Raw genomic sequence first — 16,074 nt, forward strand, 5'->3', positions numbered from 1 at the left:
CTACGGAGCACCGCCCCAAAGGCCTCGTGTGGCACGCGCGACGAAAACAGGGACGCAACAAAAAGCCCGCCTCGGAGGGCGGGCTTTTCTTCAAGGGCCGATCAATTACTTGATCTTGGCTTCCTTGTAGATCACGTGCTTGCGAACCACCGGATCGTACTTCTTGATCTCGATCTTGTCGGGGGTCGTACGCTTGTTCTTGTCGGTGGTGTAGAAGTGGCCGGTACCGGCGCTGGACACCAAACGAATCAGGTCACGCATGATTGCTCTCCTTAAACCTTTTCGCCACGGGTGCGCAGCTCGGCCAGAACGGCGTCGATGCCACGCTTGTCGATGATTCGCATGCCCTTGGCAGAAACGCGCAGACGCACGAAACGCTTCTCGGATTCGACCCAGAAACGGTGGTGCTGCAGGTTCGGCAGGAAACGACGACGGGTTTTGTTGTGCGCGTGGGAAACGTTGTTCCCGGTCACCGGACCCTTACCGGTAACTTGACAGACTCTCGACATGCCTCAGCCCTCTAAACCACATGCCCAACCCGGCATGGGTTGGCCGCTTGAACTCTCGATTGTTTGGCGCGAAGCGCCGCGTTTCTTCAGGGTGATGCCGGCCACACATTCAAGCGAAGAAACCGGGCCCCTAGAAAAGAGCGCTGCTTTATACCAGAAGTGCCCCACGGCAACAAGCGCAGGTCCTGAGCTCGGACAGCCGGCAGTGGGGCGTTCGCCCCGCCAGAATCGCTCATCGAGCGCCGGCCCTGGCTCACATCAAACCGTGCTCGGCCATCGACAACGGCACCCCATCGCCTACCACGAAGTGATCGAGGACACGCACATCGACCAGTGCCAGCGCATCCTTCAACCGAAGCGTCAGCGCACGATCCGCCTGGCTCGGTTCGGCAACGCCGGAGGGATGATTGTGGGCCAGTATCAAGGCCGCGGCATTGTGCGCCAGCGCCCGCTTGACCACCTGTCTGGGATAGACGCTGGCACCGTCTATCGTTCCGTGAAAAAGCACTTCGAAGGCCAGCACCCGATGCTTGGCATCGAGAAACAGGCAGGCGAAGAGCTCGTGCGGCTCATGACGCAGCCGCGCCGTCAGGTAGTCCCGCACCGCCTGGGGGCTTTCCAGCGCGGAGTCGCGACGCATGCGCTCGGCGAGGTGTCGCCGTCCCATCTCGAGCACGGCCTGCAATTGAGCGAACTTGGCCGGGCCGAGCCCCAGGTGAGCGCTGAAGCGCCCCAGGTCCGCTTCGAGCAGCGCGCGCAGGCTGCCGAACTCGTTCAACAGTTGGCGCGCCAGGTCGACAGCGCTGAACCCGGCCACTCCCGTGCGGAGGAAGATCGCCAGCAGCTCGGCATCCGACAGCGCGGCCGCGCCGTGCTCCAACAACTTCTCGCGCGGCCGCTCGGCAGCCGGCCAATCCCTGATACTCATGTCACCTCCCTGTGGATTGCGCGCCACTTTTCCGGTGTAGGCGCTGTGCTATCTTAGCCCTCCTTTTTTCCGGCGACCCCCCGTCCTGGGCCAGGTCGGTGCACAGTTCACACTCGCAACAAGGCAGGCCTATGCAGCGGCTGTATCGGAAACGCATCGTCCTGGGCGTCGGCGGTGGCATAGCGGCCTATAAAAGTGCGGAATTGGTTCGTCGGCTGCGCGATCACGGGGCCGAAGTTCGCGTCGTCATGACTCAGGGTGGACGCGAGTTCATCACGCCCCTGACCCTCCAGGCCCTTTCCGGGCACCCGGTCCACCTCGACCTGCTCGATCCGGCCGCCGAAGCCGCGATGGGCCACATCGAACTGGCGCGCTGGGCCGACCTCATCCTCATCGCACCGGCCACCGCCGACCTGATGGCACGCCTGGCACAGGGCGTCGCCGATGACCTGCTGACAACGCTGGTGCTGGCCACCGATGCGCCGGTCGCGCTGGCGCCGGCCATGAACCAGGCCATGTGGCGCGACCCGGCGACCCAGGCCAACCGCGAGCGTCTGGCACAGCGCGGCTTTCGCCTGTTCGGCCCCGCCGATGGAAGCCAGGCGTGCGGAGACGTCGGCCCGGGGCGTATGCTCGAAGCCGAGGCGCTTGCCCAGGCCGCTGCCGAGTGCTTCGAGCGACGCCTGCTGACCGGGCGCCACGTGCTGATCACCGCCGGACCGACTCAGGAAAACATCGACCCGGTGCGCTACATCACCAATCACAGCTCGGGCAAGATGGGCTTCGCACTGGCCGAAGCGGCCGCCGAAGCAGGCGCCCGCGTGACGCTCGTCGCGGGTCCGGTGCACCTTCCGACCCCCGATCGCGTCCAGCGGATCGACGTCGTCAGCGCCCGCGACATGCTCGCCGCCTGCGAGGCCTCGATGCCCTGCGATGTACTGATCGCGGCGGCCGCCGTAGCCGACTACCGCCCCGAGGTGATCGCACCGCACAAACTGAAGAAAGACCCTTCGCGAAGCGATGGCCTGGTTCTAGAACTGGTACGCAACCCGGACATCCTGGCGACCCTCGCGGGACGCGCCGACCGCCCTTTCAGCGTCGGCTTCGCCGCCGAGACCGAGCACCTCCTCGATTACGCCACGCGCAAGCTGCGCGACAAGAATCTGGACCTGATCGTGGCGAACGACGTGGCCAACCCGTCCATCGGCTTCAACAGCGAGGACAACGCAGTGACCGTGATCGACCGGGAGCAGCGCGAGGCCCGCTTCAGCCAGGCCAGCAAGGGGCATATCGCCCGGCAGCTGATCACCTTCATCGCCGACCGACTCGACCAGGCCTGACATGCACAAGCTCCAAGCGAAGATCCTCGACCCGCGGCTCGGCCGCGATTTCCCGCTCCCCACCTACGCCACCGCCGGCTCCGCCGGGCTCGACCTGCGCGCCATGCTCGACGCAGAGGTCCGCCTCGCACCCGGCGAGACGATGCTCATCCCCACCGGACTCGCCATCCATGTCGCCGATCCGGGTCTCGCCGCCCTGGTACTGCCGCGCTCGGGCCTCGGCCACAAGCATGGCATCGTGCTGGGCAACCTTGTCGGCCTGATCGACTCCGATTACCAGGGCCAGCTGATGGTGTCCTGCTGGAACCGGGGCACCGAGCCGTTCGACATCCATGTCGGGGACCGCATCGCGCAGCTGGTGGTGGTACCGGTTGTCCAGGCGCAGCTCGATATCGTCAGCGACTTCGACGAGAGCGATCGCGGTGCCGGCGGCTTCGGTCATTCGGGGCATCGCTGATCGCCTAACGGACGCAACAAGAAGGCAAATGGAATGTTGAAGCGCTCGCAGAAGAACAAGAAGCCGGACACCCTGGACGCCGCCGACGCCGTGGCGCAGAAGAAGCCCGCCGAGCCCCGCACCTCCAGCCTCGCACCGCTGATGCCCGGCCTGCTGGCCAGCGCGGCCGGAATCCTCGCGGCCCTGGCATTGCTGGCATTCGGCATTCATGAGCGGAACGAAGACCACGCACAAGCCATGGCACGTGCGCAGGCCGAGAGCCAGGGCAGCGCGATCCGACAGGCGCTCGGCCAATTGACGCAGACGGCCCAGGCCACCGCCCGCTCGCCATCGCTGCTTCGCGCCCTCGCGAGCGGCGACGCCAGCCGGGTCGACAGCCTCGAGCGCCAGCTGAGTGAACGGCCCGGCATCGTCGATACACATATCAATGCGGGCGGTCAGGCGACGCTTGACTCGAACGCCGCCGGCCCGATCAGCTTCGCGGCGCTGGACCTGATCCAGCGTGCCGAGCGCGGCCAGACACCGCCGGCCGAAGCCTACAAGATCGACGACCGCTGGCTGCTCTACATCGCCAGCCCCATCCGGTCCAGCACGCAGGAGCCGGTACAAGGCGCGCTGCTGCTGGTCGCCGATTTCGACAAGGTGCTGGCGGCGCTCGCGCCCCTGCCGCCCGAGGCCGGCACCCTGCGCATCGTCCAGCAGTTCGACCAGGCGCCCCCGCAAACCCTGCTGCAGCGCGGTAGCGCCGGCTCCGCCGAGCGGGCGGTCACCGTCGATGGCGGCAATCCCAACTGGCGAATCGACTTCCTCCCGGCCCCGCCCGCCCTGCGCATGACCGATCTCGTCCTGCTGGCACTGGCCGCCGTCCTGGCATTGGCCGGCGCCTGGTTAGGGCTGCAGCTGGTGCTCAACGCGCAGCAGCGCCGGCTTCGCGAAGACGTCCGCCAGCTCGGCCAGATGATGCAGGAACTCTATGCGGGCAAAACCATCCAAAGTCCGACCTTGAGCCTCCCAGCCCTCGACGCGCTGGCCAAGAGCCTGGTCCGCCTGCCACGCCGACCTTCACCGGAGAGCGGTACGGCTGCTGCCGCAGCCAAGCCGGAGCCGGCCGGGCGCCAGGCGAAACCCACCGATTACGTCGATCCGATATTCGCGCAGACCGATATCCTCGACATCGACATTCTGGACGAGGACCAGGACCTGCTTGGCCTCGACATCATGGAGCGACCCGCAATGAGCAGCGTCAAAGCCCCCAAACTATCGGCCAGCATCTTCCGCGCGTATGACATCCGCGGCGTGGTCGGGGAGAGCCTCACGCCCGAGACGGCCTACTGGATCGGGCGCGCCGTCGGTTCCGAAAGCATCGCCCGTGGCGAACCGAACGTCTCCGTCGGCCGCGACGGGCGCCTGTCCGGCCCGGAACTGGTACAGCACCTGATCCAGGGGCTGGTGGATTGCGGCTGCTCGGTGAACGACATCGGCATGGTGCCGACCCCGGTGCTCTACTACGCGGCGAACGTGCTGGCCGGCAAGTCCGGCGTGATGCTGACCGGAAGCCACAATCCCCCGGATTACAACGGCTTCAAGATCGTCATCGCCGGCGACACGCTGGCCAACGAGCAGATCCAGGCGCTGCGCCAGCGGATCGAAAGCGGCGATCTCGCCGAGGGCACCGGCACGGTCGAGCGGGTCGACGTGCTCGAGGATTACTTCGCGCGCATCCGCGATGACATGGCGATCGCTCGCAAGCTCAAGGTCGTGGTCGACTGCGGCAACGGCGTGGCCGGCGTGATCGCGCCGCGACTGATCGAGGCCATGGGCTGCGAGGTCATCCCCTTGTTCTGCGACGTCGACGGCCGCTTCCCCAATCACCATCCGGACCCGGGCAAGCCCGAGAACCTCACCGACCTCATCGCCTGCGTGAAGCGCGAAAACGCCGACCTGGGCCTGGCCTTCGACGGCGATGGCGATCGTGTCGGGGTGGTCACCAACGAAGGGACCATCGTCTATCCCGACCGCCTGCTGATGCTGTTCGCCAAGGACGTGGTCTCGCGCAATCCGGGCGCCGACATCATCTTCGACGTCAAATGCACCCGTCGCCTGACCCCGCTGATCAGCGGCTACGGCGGCCGCCCGGTGATGTGGAAGACCGGCCACTCGCTCATCAAGAAAAAGATGAAGGAATCCGGTGCCCTGCTGGCCGGCGAGATGAGCGGACACATCTTCTTCAAGGAGCGCTGGTTCGGCTTCGACGATGGCATCTACAGCGCGGCCCGGCTGCTGGAAATCCTCAGTCAGGACAGACGCACCAGCGAGCAGGTCTTCGCGGCCTTCCCCAACGACCTGTCCACGCCGGAAATCAACATCCAGGTGACCGAGGAGAGCAAGTTCGAGCTGATCGATGCGCTCCAGCGCGACGCCGAATGGGGCGACGCGAACCTGACCACGCTGGACGGGGTGCGCGTCGATTACCCGAAGGGTTGGGGTCTGGTCCGCGCGTCCAACACCACGCCGGTACTGGTGCTGCGCTTCGAAGCGGAAACCCAGGAAGAACTCGCGCGCATTCAGGACGTGTTCCGTGCCCAGCTCTATACTGTCGCGCCCGACCTCAAGTTGCCGTTCTGACGGAGCCCTGCATGACCCTAAGCCGTGAAGCAGCCACCCAGTTCGCCCAGGTTCTTTCCGAGGCGCTGCCCTACATCCGCCATTTCGTCGGCAAGACGCTGGTCGTCAAGTACGGCGGCAACGCCATGGAAAGCGAAGAGCTGAAGACCAGCTTCGCTCGCGACATGGTGCTGATGAAGGCTGTGGGCATCAACCCGGTGGTGGTTCACGGCGGCGGTCCGCAGATTGGCGACCTGCTCAAGCGCCTGAACATCGAGAGCCAGTTCATCGATGGCATGCGCGTCACGGATGCGCAGACCATGGATGTCGTCGAGATGGTGCTTGGCGGACTGGTCAACAAGAGCATCGTCACGCTGATCAACCAGCATGGCGGCAGTGCTCTCGGCATGACCGGCAAGGATGCCCAGCTGATACGCGCCCGCAAGCTGATGGCTACGCGCCAGACGCCCGGCATGACCCAGCCCGAGATCATCGACATCGGCCAGGTGGGCGAAGTGACCGGCGTCAACACCGAGCTCCTCAACATGCTGGTGCGGGGCAACTTCATCCCGGTGATCGCACCGATCGGCGTCGGCCCTGATGGCGAGTCCTACAACATCAACGCCGACCTGGTCGCGGGCAAGGTCGCCGAAGCGCTGAAAGCCGAGAAGCTGATGCTGCTGACCAACATCGCAGGCTTGATGGACAAGGAAGGCAAGGTGCTGACCGGCCTGACCACCGCCCAGGTCGACGCGCTCATCGCCGACGGCACCATCTACGGCGGTATGCTGCCCAAGATTCGATGTGCACTCGATGCCGTTCAGGGGGGCGTCACCAGCGCTCACATCATCGACGGACGAGTCCCGAATGCCGTGTTGCTGGAAATCTTCAGCGACATCGGCGTCGGTACGCTGATCACCAACCGCTCGCCGGATTGATCGGCGGCGGGGCGCGCCTCGTCTAGTCGGCGCGCCCCAGCAACTCGACGATACGCAACCGATCGGCCTCGAAGCTTTTCTCGGCCTCAGCGCGTACCCGTTGATACCGCTCGATATCACGCTTGCGGCTTTGCTGCTCGCGCTTGAGGTTCTCGATCTGCGTGATGAGGTGCGGCGGCACCTGGCGCCCAGCGCGCTCATGGCCGGCCGCCTGGCTCTGCAGATTGGCCTGCTGCGCACGAAGCGACTGCAAATTGCCCCGGGCCACGCCGATCACGCTGTCCAGTTCCGCCAGCTTGCGCGCCTTGGCCCGCTCGACATCCGCGGCACTGGTATAAAGCCGCAGCAACTGGCGATCGGAGCTGGCGCGGGCCTTCTCTTCCAGCAGGCGCTTCATCTCCGCCTCGGAGGGCGCCGGCGGAATCTCCCGAATCACCCGCCCCTGATCATTGAGGACCTGATAACCGTTGCCGATGAACTGTGGCGGCACGCCCTGGCGATTCAGGACCACGACGCCCTTGTCGTCGACATACCGATACAGCAACACGGCATCGTCCGCCGCCCATGCCACCAGGCAGGTCAGCGACAACAGGCTCAGAATGATCGGCTTCAACATCGAGCGTCCCTCGGTCAGGCAATCCCGTACTGCTCTCGGTATCTCTCCACGGCCGGTAGATGCGCCTTGAGCTCGCAATCACCGGCAAGGTATTCGAGAACCTGCGTCAAAGACACGATGCTGATCACAGGCATGCGGTAATCGCGCTCGACTTCCTGAATCGCCGACAGCGCACCGGTGCCCCGCTCCTGCCGGTTCAGGGCGATGACCACCCCGGCAGCTTCGGCGCCCTGGCCCTGAATGATCTGCATCACTTCGCGGATGGCCGTGCCGGCCGTGATGACGTCGTCAATGATCAGAACACGACCGTCCAGGGGCGCACCGACCAGGCTGCCACCCTCACCGTGGTCCTTCGCTTCCTTGCGGTTGAAGCACCAGGGCACATCGGCATCATGCCGATCGGCCAGTGCGACGGCCGTGGTCGCTGCCAACGGAATACCCTTGTAGGCCGGCCCGAACAGCACATCGAAGCCCACGCCACTTTCGGTGATCGCAGCCGCGTAGAAGCGCCCGAGCCGGGACAGCGCGGCGCCGGTGTTGAACAGCCCCGCGTTGAAGAAATACGGACTCGTGCGGCCGGATTTCAACGTGAACTCACCGAAGCGCAGCACGCCTCGCTCAATGGCGAATCGAATGAATTCGCGCTGGTAATCCTGCATGAATGAAAAGCCCCGTAAACCGCGCGTTTAGCTAATTGCAAAGAGCTCGGTTATCATACACGCACGTGTTTTCAGGGGCCATTTATGCGGATCATCAGCGTCAACGTGAACGGCATTCAAGCAGCAGCGCAGCGAGGACTCCTCAGCTGGCTGCAGGCGCAGAATGCCGACGTCATTTGCCTGCAGGATACCCGCGCTTCGGCTCCCGAACTCGACGACCCCGCCTACCAGCTCGACGGTTACTTCCTCTACGTCTGCGAAGCAGAAGACCCGGAGCAAGGCGGCGTTGCGCTGTATTCCCGCTTGCAGCCGAAGGCCATCATCATGGGACTCGGTTTCGAGACGGCCGACCGCTATGGCCGCTACCTGCAGGCCGATTTCGACAAGGTAAGCATCGCCAGCCTCCTGCTCCCGTCCGGACAGGGGGGCGATGGCAGCCTGAACCAGAAATTCAAGTTCATGGATGACTTCACGCATTACCTGGACAAGCAGCGCCGCAAGCGCCGCGAGTACCTGTACTGCGGCTCGCTCTATGTCGCCCACCAGAAACTCGACGTGAAGAACTGGCGCGACTGCCAGCAGACCCCTGGCTTCCTGGCGCCGGAGCGTGCCTGGCTGGATGAAGTCTTCGGCACGATGGGCTATGTCGACGCACTGCGCGAAGTCTCTCGCGAAGGCGACCTGTACAGCTGGTGGCCCGACACCGAACAGGCGGAGATGCTCAACCTCGGCTGGCGCTTCGACTATCACATCCTGACATCAGGCCTGCGCCGCTTCGTTCGCAACGCCCGCCTGCCCCGCCAGCCACGCTTCTCGCAGCACGCGCCGCTGATCGTGGATTACGACTGGACGCTGAGCATCTGAGCCGACCGCCAGATCAGCCGATTGGCAGTCAGGCGCCAGAGCGGTATCGCCTGGCGCCAGGTCTTGCTCGTTACTTCACGATCCGCCAGCAGAACGGATAGCGATAGGGTTTGCCCTCGTTCGCCCTGATGCCGGCGATGATGACCAGCACCAGGGCGACGACGCTGACCAGGACCATCAGCGGGAAACCGATCAGCACCCAGGCGAGAATGCCGCAGATCATCAACCACAGGCTGAACGTGATCTGGAAGTTCAGCGCCTCCTTGCCCTGCTGGTCGATGAACGGATCGACGTCCTTCTTCAATTGCCAGACCAGCAGCGGGCCGATCACGTTGCCGATCATGGGCGCCACAAACCAGCCGAAGGCGGCGTAGTGGCACAGCATCGCCCACTTACGCGCCTCGCCTGAGGGCGTGGGGACCAGGGCTTGCTCGTCGCTCATCGGACGGTCTCCGGCTCAGTCGGCGAGTGATGCACGTTGAAGCTCGACGAGCTCGCGCACACCACGCTGCGCCAGCGCGAGCATGGCGTTCAGCTGGTCGGGATCGAAGGGCGCACCTTCGGCGGTGCCCTGAATTTCGATAAACCCACCGCCTTCGGTCATGACGACATTGAGGTCGGTCTCGGCGGCGGAGTCTTCGAGGTAGTCCAAATCAAGGACGGGCTCACCCTGATACATGCCCACCGACACCGCCGCGATCATCTGCTTGAGCGGCTCACCGGCCTTTAGCCCGCCACGCTTCTTCAGCACCTTGAGGGCATCGGCCACCGCCACCATCGCCCCGGTGATCGAGGCCGTGCGGGTCCCGCCATCGGCCTGGATGACGTCGCAATCGACGTAGAGCGTGTTCTCGCCGAGCTTGGACATATCCAGCGCCGCACGCAGCGAGCGGCCGATCAGACGCTGGATCTCCAGCGTGCGCCCGCCCTGCTTGCCGCGACTGGCCTCGCGCTGATTCCGCTCGCCGGTCGCGCGCGGCAGCATGCCGTACTCGGCGGTCAGCCATCCCTGGCCCTGGCCCTTGAGAAAACGCGGTACGCCGCTCTCGACGCTCGCCGTGCAGATCACCTTGGTGTCGCCGAATTCGACCAGCACCGAACCCTCGGCATGCTTGGTGTAGTGGCGCGTGATACGGATGGAACGCAGCTGATCGGCGCTACGGCCACTGGGACGTTTCATGGAGGTGCCCTTGGTCTGATCGGAGGAATTGCCCGGCATTATAGAGCCCTTGATCCGTCGCGGAGGGTATCGCCGTCACCGTAAATCGGGCGAACGGTGCGCCTCCTTGCTTTACACTCCGCTCTTTTTCAAGCCGAGGCCCACCCATGATCCACAGCATGACGGCATTCGCCCGCACGGAAGAACCCAGCGCCGAAGGCACGCTCTGCTGGGAGATACGATCGGTCAATCACCGCTACCTCGAGCCGCACCTCCGCCTTCCCGATGCGTTCCGGGAACTCGAGGGCCCGGTACGCGAGTCGCTTCGCAAGTCGCTCGGCCGCGGCAAGGTCGAATGCACGCTCCGTTTTCAGGACAGCGGCAGTGGGCGCCCGTTGCAGATCGACGAATCGCGGGCGCGCGAAGTGATCGAAACCCTGCGCCAGCTGACTGTCCTGGTGGACAATCCCGCCCCGGTCAACACCCTCGAACTGCTTGCCTGGCCCGGCGTCACCGTGGCAGGCGGCGCCGACCCGCAAGTGCTCAACCAGACGGCGCTCAAGCTCTTCGAACGGACGCTGGCCGAGCTGCGCCAGGGTCGCGAGCGCGAAGGCGAGCAGCTCGCCAGGCTGCTGGGCGAACGGCTCGATGCCATGGGCGACGAAGTCACCGCCCTGCGCGCGCGGGTCCCGCAGATGCTGGACGCCCAGCGCCAGAAGATCCTCGATCGCTGCGCCGAGTGGGCGATCGAGCTGGACCCGCAGCGGCTCGAGCAGGAACTCGTGCTGCTGGCCCAGAAGAGCGATGTCGCCGAAGAACTCGACCGCCTGGAAACCCACATCGCCGAGGTCCGCCGCGTACTCAAGGCCGGCGGCGCCGTGGGACGCCGCCTGGACTTCCTGATGCAGGAACTCAACCGCGAGGCGAACACGCTCGGCTCCAAGGCCTTCGATCCGCGCAGCACGCAGGCGGCGGTCAACCTCAAGGTCCTGATCGAGCAGATGCGCGAGCAGGTCCAGAACATCGAGTAATCCAGTAAACTTCCGCCTCGCGCAGCTTCAGGACGCCGTCATGCCCGCCACCGGCACGCTCTACATCGTTTCGGCACCCTCGGGTGCCGGCAAGACCAGCCTCGTCAAGGCATTGATCGACAGCCAGCCACAGGTGCGCGTCTCGGTCTCCCACACCACGCGGGCGATACGGCCGGGCGAAGTCGACGGCGTCAACTACCACTTCGTCAGCCGGGAAGACTTCCTCGAGCGGCTGGAGCGCAACGAATTCCTCGAGCACGCCGAGGTGTTCGGCAACCTGTACGGCACCTCCCAACGCTGGCTGGAAGACACGCTGGCCGCCGGTCAGGACCTGATCCTGGAAATCGACTGGCAGGGCGCCCAGCAAGTGCGCCGCCTGATGCCCGCCGCCCGCTCGATCTTCATCCTCCCGCCGACCCAGGAAGCCCTGCGCCAGCGCCTGACCAACCGAGGCCAGGACAGCGAGGACATCATCGAGCGGCGGATGCGCGAAGCCGTCAGCGAGATGAGCCACTACGTCGAGTACGACTACCTCGTCATCAACGACGACTTCGCCCATGCGCTGGCCGACCTGCAAGCGATTTTCCGCGCCAACCAGCTTCGCCAGGAGCCGCAGCAGCAGCGCTTCGAAGGCCTTCTGCGCCAATTGCTGGCCTGACCGACACGCCCGTTCCGGGTCGCCCGCCGTGCCGGCCGACGAAAACCGGCTTCCCTTGGCGCTGGCGTTTTTTTAGACTACCGGGTCCGCACGCCCGCTGGGGCGGCTCCTGTCTTGATCACGAGGAACACCATGGCTCGCGTCACCGTTGAAGACTGCCTGGACAACGTCGATAACCGCTTCGAGCTGGTCATGCTGGCCACCAAGCGCTCCCGTCAGCTGGCCACCGGCGGCAAGGAGCCCAAGGTCGCCTGGGAAAACGACAAGCCGACCGTCGTCGCCCTGCGTGAAATCGCCTCCGGTCTGGTCGACTACGACGTGATCGCCCAGGATGATCTCGTCGAGGAAGAACCGCTGTTCATTCAGTACGAGGATGATTCAAACGAACCCCTCTGATCGATGCCCGGTCGACAGCGGCGCGCATAGTCACCCGACCAGCCCGGCACCTCACGTGTCCGGTATCGAAGCGCTTGCCACACGGCTGTCGACCTACCTCGGCGACGACCAGGTCAACCTGGTCCGCCGCGCCTATTTCTATGCCGAACAGGCACACGATGGCCAGCGCCGCCGCAGTGGCGAAGCCTATGTGACCCATCCGCTCGCGGTCGCGGGCATTCTCGCAGACATGCACATGGACCATCAGAGCCTGATGGCGGCCATGCTGCACGACGTCATCGAAGACACCGGCATCGCCAAGGAGGCCCTCACCGCGCAGTTCGGCGAGACCGTGGCCGAGCTGGTCGACGGGGTCAGCAAGCTGACCCAGATGAACTTCGAGACCAAGGCTGAGGCCCAGGCGGAAAACTTCCAGAAGATGGCGATGGCCATGGCGCGCGATATCCGCGTCATCCTGGTCAAGCTCGCCGACCGCCTGCACAACATGCGTACCCTGGAAGTGCTCTCGGGCGAGAAACGCCGACGCATCGCCAAGGAAACGCTGGAAATCTACGCGCCGATCGCCAACCGGCTGGGCATGCACAGCATGCGGGTGGAGTTCGAGGACCTGGGCTTCAAGGCGATGCACCCGATGCGCTCCGAACGCATCCGGGCGGCGGTTCGGCGGGCGCGCGGCAACCGCAAGGAAATCGTCAACAAGATCGAGGAATCGCTGATCCATTGCCTCGCCCGCGAAGGGCTCGAAGGCGAGGTGATCGGCCGCGAAAAGCACCTGTTCAGCATCTATCAGAAGATGCGCGGCAAGCGTAAGGCCTTCAACGAGATCATGGACGTCTACGCGTTCCGCATCGTCGTCGACAAGGCTGACACCTGCTACCGCGTGCTCGGCGCCGTGCACAGCCTGTACAAGCCGCTGCCCGGCCGTTTCAAGGATTACATCGCGATTCCCAAGGCCAACGGCTACCAGTCCCTGCATACCACCCTGTTCGGCATGCACGGCGTACCGATCGAGATCCAGATTCGTACCCGCGAAATGGAAGAGATGGCCAACAACGGCATCGCCGCCCACTGGCTGTACAAATCCAGCAGCGACGAGGCGCCCAAAGGCACCCATGCCCGTGCCCGGCAATGGGTCAAGGGCGTGCTGGAGTTGCAGCAGCGGGCCGGCAACTCGCTCGAGTTCATCGAGAGCGTGAAGATCGACCTCTTCCCCGACGAGGTCTACGTGTTCACACCCAAGGGCAGCATCATGGAGCTGCCCAAGGGCTCGACGGCCGTCGACTTCGCCTACGCCGTGCATACCGACGTCGGCAACACCTGCATCGCCTGTCGCATCAACCGGCGTCTGGCGCCCCTGTCGCAGGCCCTGGAAAGCGGCTCGACCGTGGAGATTGTTACCGCGCCCGGCGCACGGCCGAATCCGGCCTGGCTGAACTTCGTGGTCACCGGCAAGGCGCGCACGCATATCCGCCACGCGCTGAAGCTGCAGCGCCGCTCCGAGTCGGTCAGCCTGGGCGAGCGCCTGCTGAGCAAGGCGCTCAGCGGCTTCGGCACGCAGCTGGAAGACATTCCGCAGGAGCGCATCGCCCAGGTGCTCGCGGAGTACCAGATGGAGGCGCTCGACGATTTGCTGGCCGATATCGGGCTTGGCAACCGCATGGCCTATGTCATCGCGCGACGCCTGCTGGCCAGCGAAGGCGAGCAGGCGCCCAATGTCGACGGCCCCCTGGCCATCCGTGGCACCGAAGGCCTGGTGCTGAGCTACGCCAAGTGCTGTACGCCGATTCCCGGCGACCCGATCGTCGGCCATCTCTCGGCCGGCAAGGGCGTGGTAGTGCACCTGGAAACCTGCCGCAATATCGCCGAAGTCCGGCACAACCCCGACAAGTGCATCCCGCTGTCATGGTCGAAAGACGTCACCGGCGAGTTCAACGTGGAACTGCGGGTCGAACTGGAACACCAGCGCGGCCTGATCGCCCTGCTGGCGGGCAGCGTCAATGCGGCGGACGGCAACATCGAGAAGATCGGAATGGACGAGCGCGACGGGCGAATCAGTGTCGTGCAGCTCGTGGTCAGCGTGCATGACCGAATCCACCTCGCACGGGTCATCCGCAAGCTACGGACCCTGGCGGGCGTCGAGCGCATCACGCGGGTCAGGGCGTGAGCGCGACCTGGAAGGCGGATGCACGGCGTGATCGTGGGTATCGCCGTTACGTCCGTCTCGCCACGAGTCGCCCACTCGGGCCAGCCGACGACGCTGCGCGGCGGAAGGACAGACCGGCCGAACGTACCGTCGCCGCATGACGCACGACTCCCAGCGTCCCTTCCCCTGGCGCCTCCATCGGCTTTTTTGCCCCTCCTGCTTTATCCTTGCCGCTGAACCCACGAAGCCAAGGAGTCACGCATGTCCCGTACCGTCATCAGCACCGACAAGGCTCCCGCCGCCATCGGCACCTACTCCCAGGCGATCAAGGTCGGCGACACCGTCTACCTGTCCGGGCAGATCCCGCTCGATCCGGCCAGCATGGAGCTGGTCGAGGGCTTCGAAGCCCAGGCCGTGCAGGTCTTCGAAAACCTTAAGGCCGTAGCTGAAGCCGCCGGCGGCAGTCTCGCCGACATCGTCAAGCTCAACATCTTCCTGACCGACCTCTCCAACTTCGCCACCGTGAACGAGGTCATGAGCCGCTACTTCCAGTCGCCGTACCCGGCCCGCGCCGCCATCGGCGTGGCCGCGCTGCCCAAGGGCTCGCAGGTGGAAATGGACGCCGTGCTGGTCCTCGCCTGACCGCTGCCGCTAACGCAGCATCACCTCGACACGCCGGTTGCGCGGCTCGGCCGTCTCGTCCGGCGTGTCGATCAGCGGGTCATCCTCGCCGTGCGAGCCGACCCGCAGCTCGATCAGGCTCGATCCCTGAATACCTTCCGCTCGCAGCCGATCCGCCACCTGCTGCGCCCGCAGCAGGCCGGTCCGGTGGTTGAGGTCGCGGCCGCCGAGGCGATCGGTATGGCCGATCACCGAGATCGCCACCGGGGTGCGGTGCCGAATGCGATTCAGCAGATGACCGATGTTCGCCTCCGAGCGCTCGGTCAGCGTGAGCCCGGCGCCTTCGAAATACAGCCGGTACCGTTCGACCGCCGGCGGCAGCGCCGCCTGGGCCGCCGCGAAATCCCGCTCGACTTGCCAGGCAGGCAGTTGCAGCGGCCTGGGCGCTCCCGGGCCTAGCGAAACCGCCTGCCCAGGCGTCTGCAACAGATGCTGCCCCGCCGGATTGGCGACCAGCAGCGAGCCGCTGTCCCCGTCCGGCGCGGGCAGCATCGCCACATAGGAAGCGTTGACACAACCGCCGAGCAGCGTCGCCAGCCCGACGACGAAGGCATGCCTCATGGCGCCACCTTCAGCAGCAGGTGAGCATCACGCACCGCGACCAGGCCCTCGTCGGTCTGCACCGTCACCGCGTCCGGGCGCAGCGACGCCAGACGGCCAGGCGCCAGACTCAGGGTTCCGCGGTGCAGATACAGGTGCAGCGCCAGCGCGTCGGCGGCCGGGTCGAAGCGATAGTCGAGCAGCTCCACATCGCTCTGCGGGCCAAGCGCAAGACGGGTGCCGTCTTCGAAGGTGATGCCCAGCGTGCCGCCCGGACCGGTCTGCAAGGTGCTTTCGTCGACGACCGCCTGGCCCGTGCGTACAGGCGTGTGGTTGTCACGCGCCATGAGGTAGGCCGGCGCCTGTAGCGTCATCACATAGCCGACCGGCTCCGGCAACGGAGCGGCCAGCGCACCGAGGTGAACGGCCAGCGCCAGCATCGTTATTGTCGCGCGCATGTCATCCCTTACATCGTCCTCCCGGCGATCGGCCACGCGCCGCCGGCATAGCCCTTAAGGCAGCGAGCGAGGCGGAAAGATTCCCTCGCCGGG

General features: G+C 65.2%; 19 protein-coding genes. 10 read left to right on the plus strand and 9 right to left on the minus strand.

The genetic code is table 11. The features are described 5' to 3' along the window. Positions 1 to 105: 105 nt before the first annotated feature. The 3 genes from rpmG to radC all read right to left on the minus strand — a co-directional run bounded on the left by rpmG (position 106) and on the right by radC (position 1,437). Positions 106 to 261, minus strand: a complete 156-nt coding sequence (rpmG, locus tag D7325_RS04590) for a 50S ribosomal protein L33 (RefSeq protein WP_014854577.1) — start codon at positions 259 to 261, stop codon at positions 106 to 108. Positions 262 to 272: 11 nt separating this feature from the next. Further along, positions 273 to 509, minus strand: coding sequence for a 50S ribosomal protein L28 (gene rpmB / locus D7325_RS04595; protein WP_120994354.1), 237 nt, complete (start codon positions 507 to 509; stop codon positions 273 to 275). Positions 510 to 762: 253 nt separating this feature from the next. Next, positions 763 to 1,437 carry a RadC family protein gene (gene radC / locus D7325_RS04600; protein WP_120994355.1) on the minus strand — a complete coding sequence of 225 codons (675 nt, stop codon included), beginning with the start codon at positions 1,435 to 1,437 and terminating at the stop codon, positions 763 to 765. Between the two features lie 131 nt (positions 1,438 to 1,568). On the opposite strand from radC, the gene coaBC reads away from it, so the two are divergent. The 4 genes from coaBC to argB all read left to right on the plus strand — a co-directional run bounded on the left by coaBC (position 1,569) and on the right by argB (position 6,776). Further along, positions 1,569 to 2,777, plus strand: coding sequence for a bifunctional phosphopantothenoylcysteine decarboxylase/phosphopantothenate--cysteine ligase CoaBC (gene coaBC, locus D7325_RS04605; protein ID WP_120994356.1), 1,209 nt, complete (start codon positions 1,569 to 1,571; stop codon positions 2,775 to 2,777). A 1-nt stretch (position 2,778) separates the two neighbouring features. Further along, positions 2,779 to 3,234, plus strand: coding sequence for a dUTP diphosphatase (gene dut / locus D7325_RS04610; protein ID WP_120994357.1), 456 nt, complete (start codon positions 2,779 to 2,781; stop codon positions 3,232 to 3,234). A gap of 1,233 nt (positions 3,235 to 4,467) precedes the next feature. Further along, positions 4,468 to 5,859: a phosphomannomutase/phosphoglucomutase gene (algC, locus tag D7325_RS19200; protein ID WP_218565174.1), complete on the plus strand. Its 1,392-nt coding sequence runs from the start codon at positions 4,468 to 4,470 to the stop codon at positions 5,857 to 5,859. Positions 5,860 to 5,870: 11 nt separating this feature from the next. Further along, entirely contained in the window at positions 5,871 to 6,776 is a 906-nt protein-coding gene (gene argB / locus D7325_RS04620; RefSeq protein ID WP_120994359.1) for an acetylglutamate kinase, read from the plus strand. A 22-nt stretch (positions 6,777 to 6,798) separates the two neighbouring features. Here argB and D7325_RS04625 read toward each other — a convergent pair whose 3' ends face one another. After that, positions 6,799 to 7,392 (minus strand): DUF4124 domain-containing protein, encoded by a 594-nt coding sequence (locus tag D7325_RS04625; RefSeq protein ID WP_120994360.1) that lies wholly within the window; start codon positions 7,390 to 7,392, stop codon positions 6,799 to 6,801. Positions 7,393 to 7,406: 14 nt separating this feature from the next. Next, the gene (gene pyrE, locus D7325_RS04630) at positions 7,407 to 8,051 is read right to left on the minus strand and encodes an orotate phosphoribosyltransferase (protein ID WP_120994361.1); all 645 of its coding nucleotides are present in this window, start codon (positions 8,049 to 8,051) and stop codon (positions 7,407 to 7,409) included. 84 nt (positions 8,052 to 8,135) lie between these two features. Between pyrE and D7325_RS04635 the strand changes: the two genes are divergently transcribed. Beyond that, entirely contained in the window at positions 8,136 to 8,915 is a 780-nt protein-coding gene (locus D7325_RS04635; RefSeq protein WP_120994362.1) for an exodeoxyribonuclease III, read from the plus strand. A gap of 70 nt (positions 8,916 to 8,985) precedes the next feature. Here the strand turns inward: D7325_RS04635 and D7325_RS04640 are convergent, their stop codons facing one another. Next, positions 8,986 to 9,357, minus strand: a complete 372-nt coding sequence (locus D7325_RS04640; RefSeq protein ID WP_120994363.1) for a DUF4870 domain-containing protein — start codon at positions 9,355 to 9,357, stop codon at positions 8,986 to 8,988. A gap of 15 nt (positions 9,358 to 9,372) precedes the next feature. Next, positions 9,373 to 10,095: a ribonuclease PH gene (rph, locus tag D7325_RS04645; RefSeq protein WP_120994638.1), complete on the minus strand. Its 723-nt coding sequence runs from the start codon at positions 10,093 to 10,095 to the stop codon at positions 9,373 to 9,375. Between the two features lie 146 nt (positions 10,096 to 10,241). Between rph and D7325_RS04650 the strand changes: the two genes are divergently transcribed. From D7325_RS04650 to D7325_RS04670, 5 genes are all read left to right on the plus strand, one after another. Next, entirely contained in the window at positions 10,242 to 11,105 is an 864-nt protein-coding gene (locus D7325_RS04650; RefSeq protein WP_120994364.1) for a YicC/YloC family endoribonuclease, read from the plus strand. 40 nt (positions 11,106 to 11,145) lie between these two features. Then, the gene (gene gmk, locus D7325_RS04655; RefSeq protein ID WP_120994365.1) at positions 11,146 to 11,763 is read left to right on the plus strand and encodes a guanylate kinase; all 618 of its coding nucleotides are present in this window, start codon (positions 11,146 to 11,148) and stop codon (positions 11,761 to 11,763) included. 132 nt (positions 11,764 to 11,895) lie between these two features. Continuing rightward, positions 11,896 to 12,159, plus strand: coding sequence for a DNA-directed RNA polymerase subunit omega (gene rpoZ, locus D7325_RS04660; RefSeq protein WP_120994366.1), 264 nt, complete (start codon positions 11,896 to 11,898; stop codon positions 12,157 to 12,159). Positions 12,160 to 12,214: 55 nt separating this feature from the next. After that, positions 12,215 to 14,323, plus strand: coding sequence for a bifunctional GTP diphosphokinase/guanosine-3',5'-bis pyrophosphate 3'-pyrophosphohydrolase (gene spoT, locus D7325_RS04665; protein WP_120994367.1), 2,109 nt, complete (start codon positions 12,215 to 12,217; stop codon positions 14,321 to 14,323). Positions 14,324 to 14,563: 240 nt separating this feature from the next. Next, positions 14,564 to 14,944, plus strand: a complete 381-nt coding sequence (locus D7325_RS04670; protein ID WP_120994368.1) for a RidA family protein — start codon at positions 14,564 to 14,566, stop codon at positions 14,942 to 14,944. Positions 14,945 to 14,953: 9 nt separating this feature from the next. Here D7325_RS04670 and D7325_RS04675 read toward each other — a convergent pair whose 3' ends face one another. After that, positions 14,954 to 15,544: an OmpA family protein gene (locus D7325_RS04675; RefSeq protein WP_120994369.1), complete on the minus strand. Its 591-nt coding sequence runs from the start codon at positions 15,542 to 15,544 to the stop codon at positions 14,954 to 14,956. After that, on the minus strand, positions 15,541 to 15,981 hold the full coding sequence (locus D7325_RS04680) for a FecR domain-containing protein (RefSeq protein WP_120994370.1): 441 nt from the start codon (positions 15,979 to 15,981) through the stop codon (positions 15,541 to 15,543). The genes D7325_RS04675 and D7325_RS04680 overlap by 4 nt, the downstream gene beginning before the upstream one ends. Positions 15,982 to 16,074 lie beyond the last annotated feature (93 nt).

This window comes from Stutzerimonas urumqiensis (assembly GCF_003640395.1).
Lineage (GTDB): Bacteria > Pseudomonadota > Gammaproteobacteria > Pseudomonadales > Pseudomonadaceae > Stutzerimonas > Stutzerimonas urumqiensis.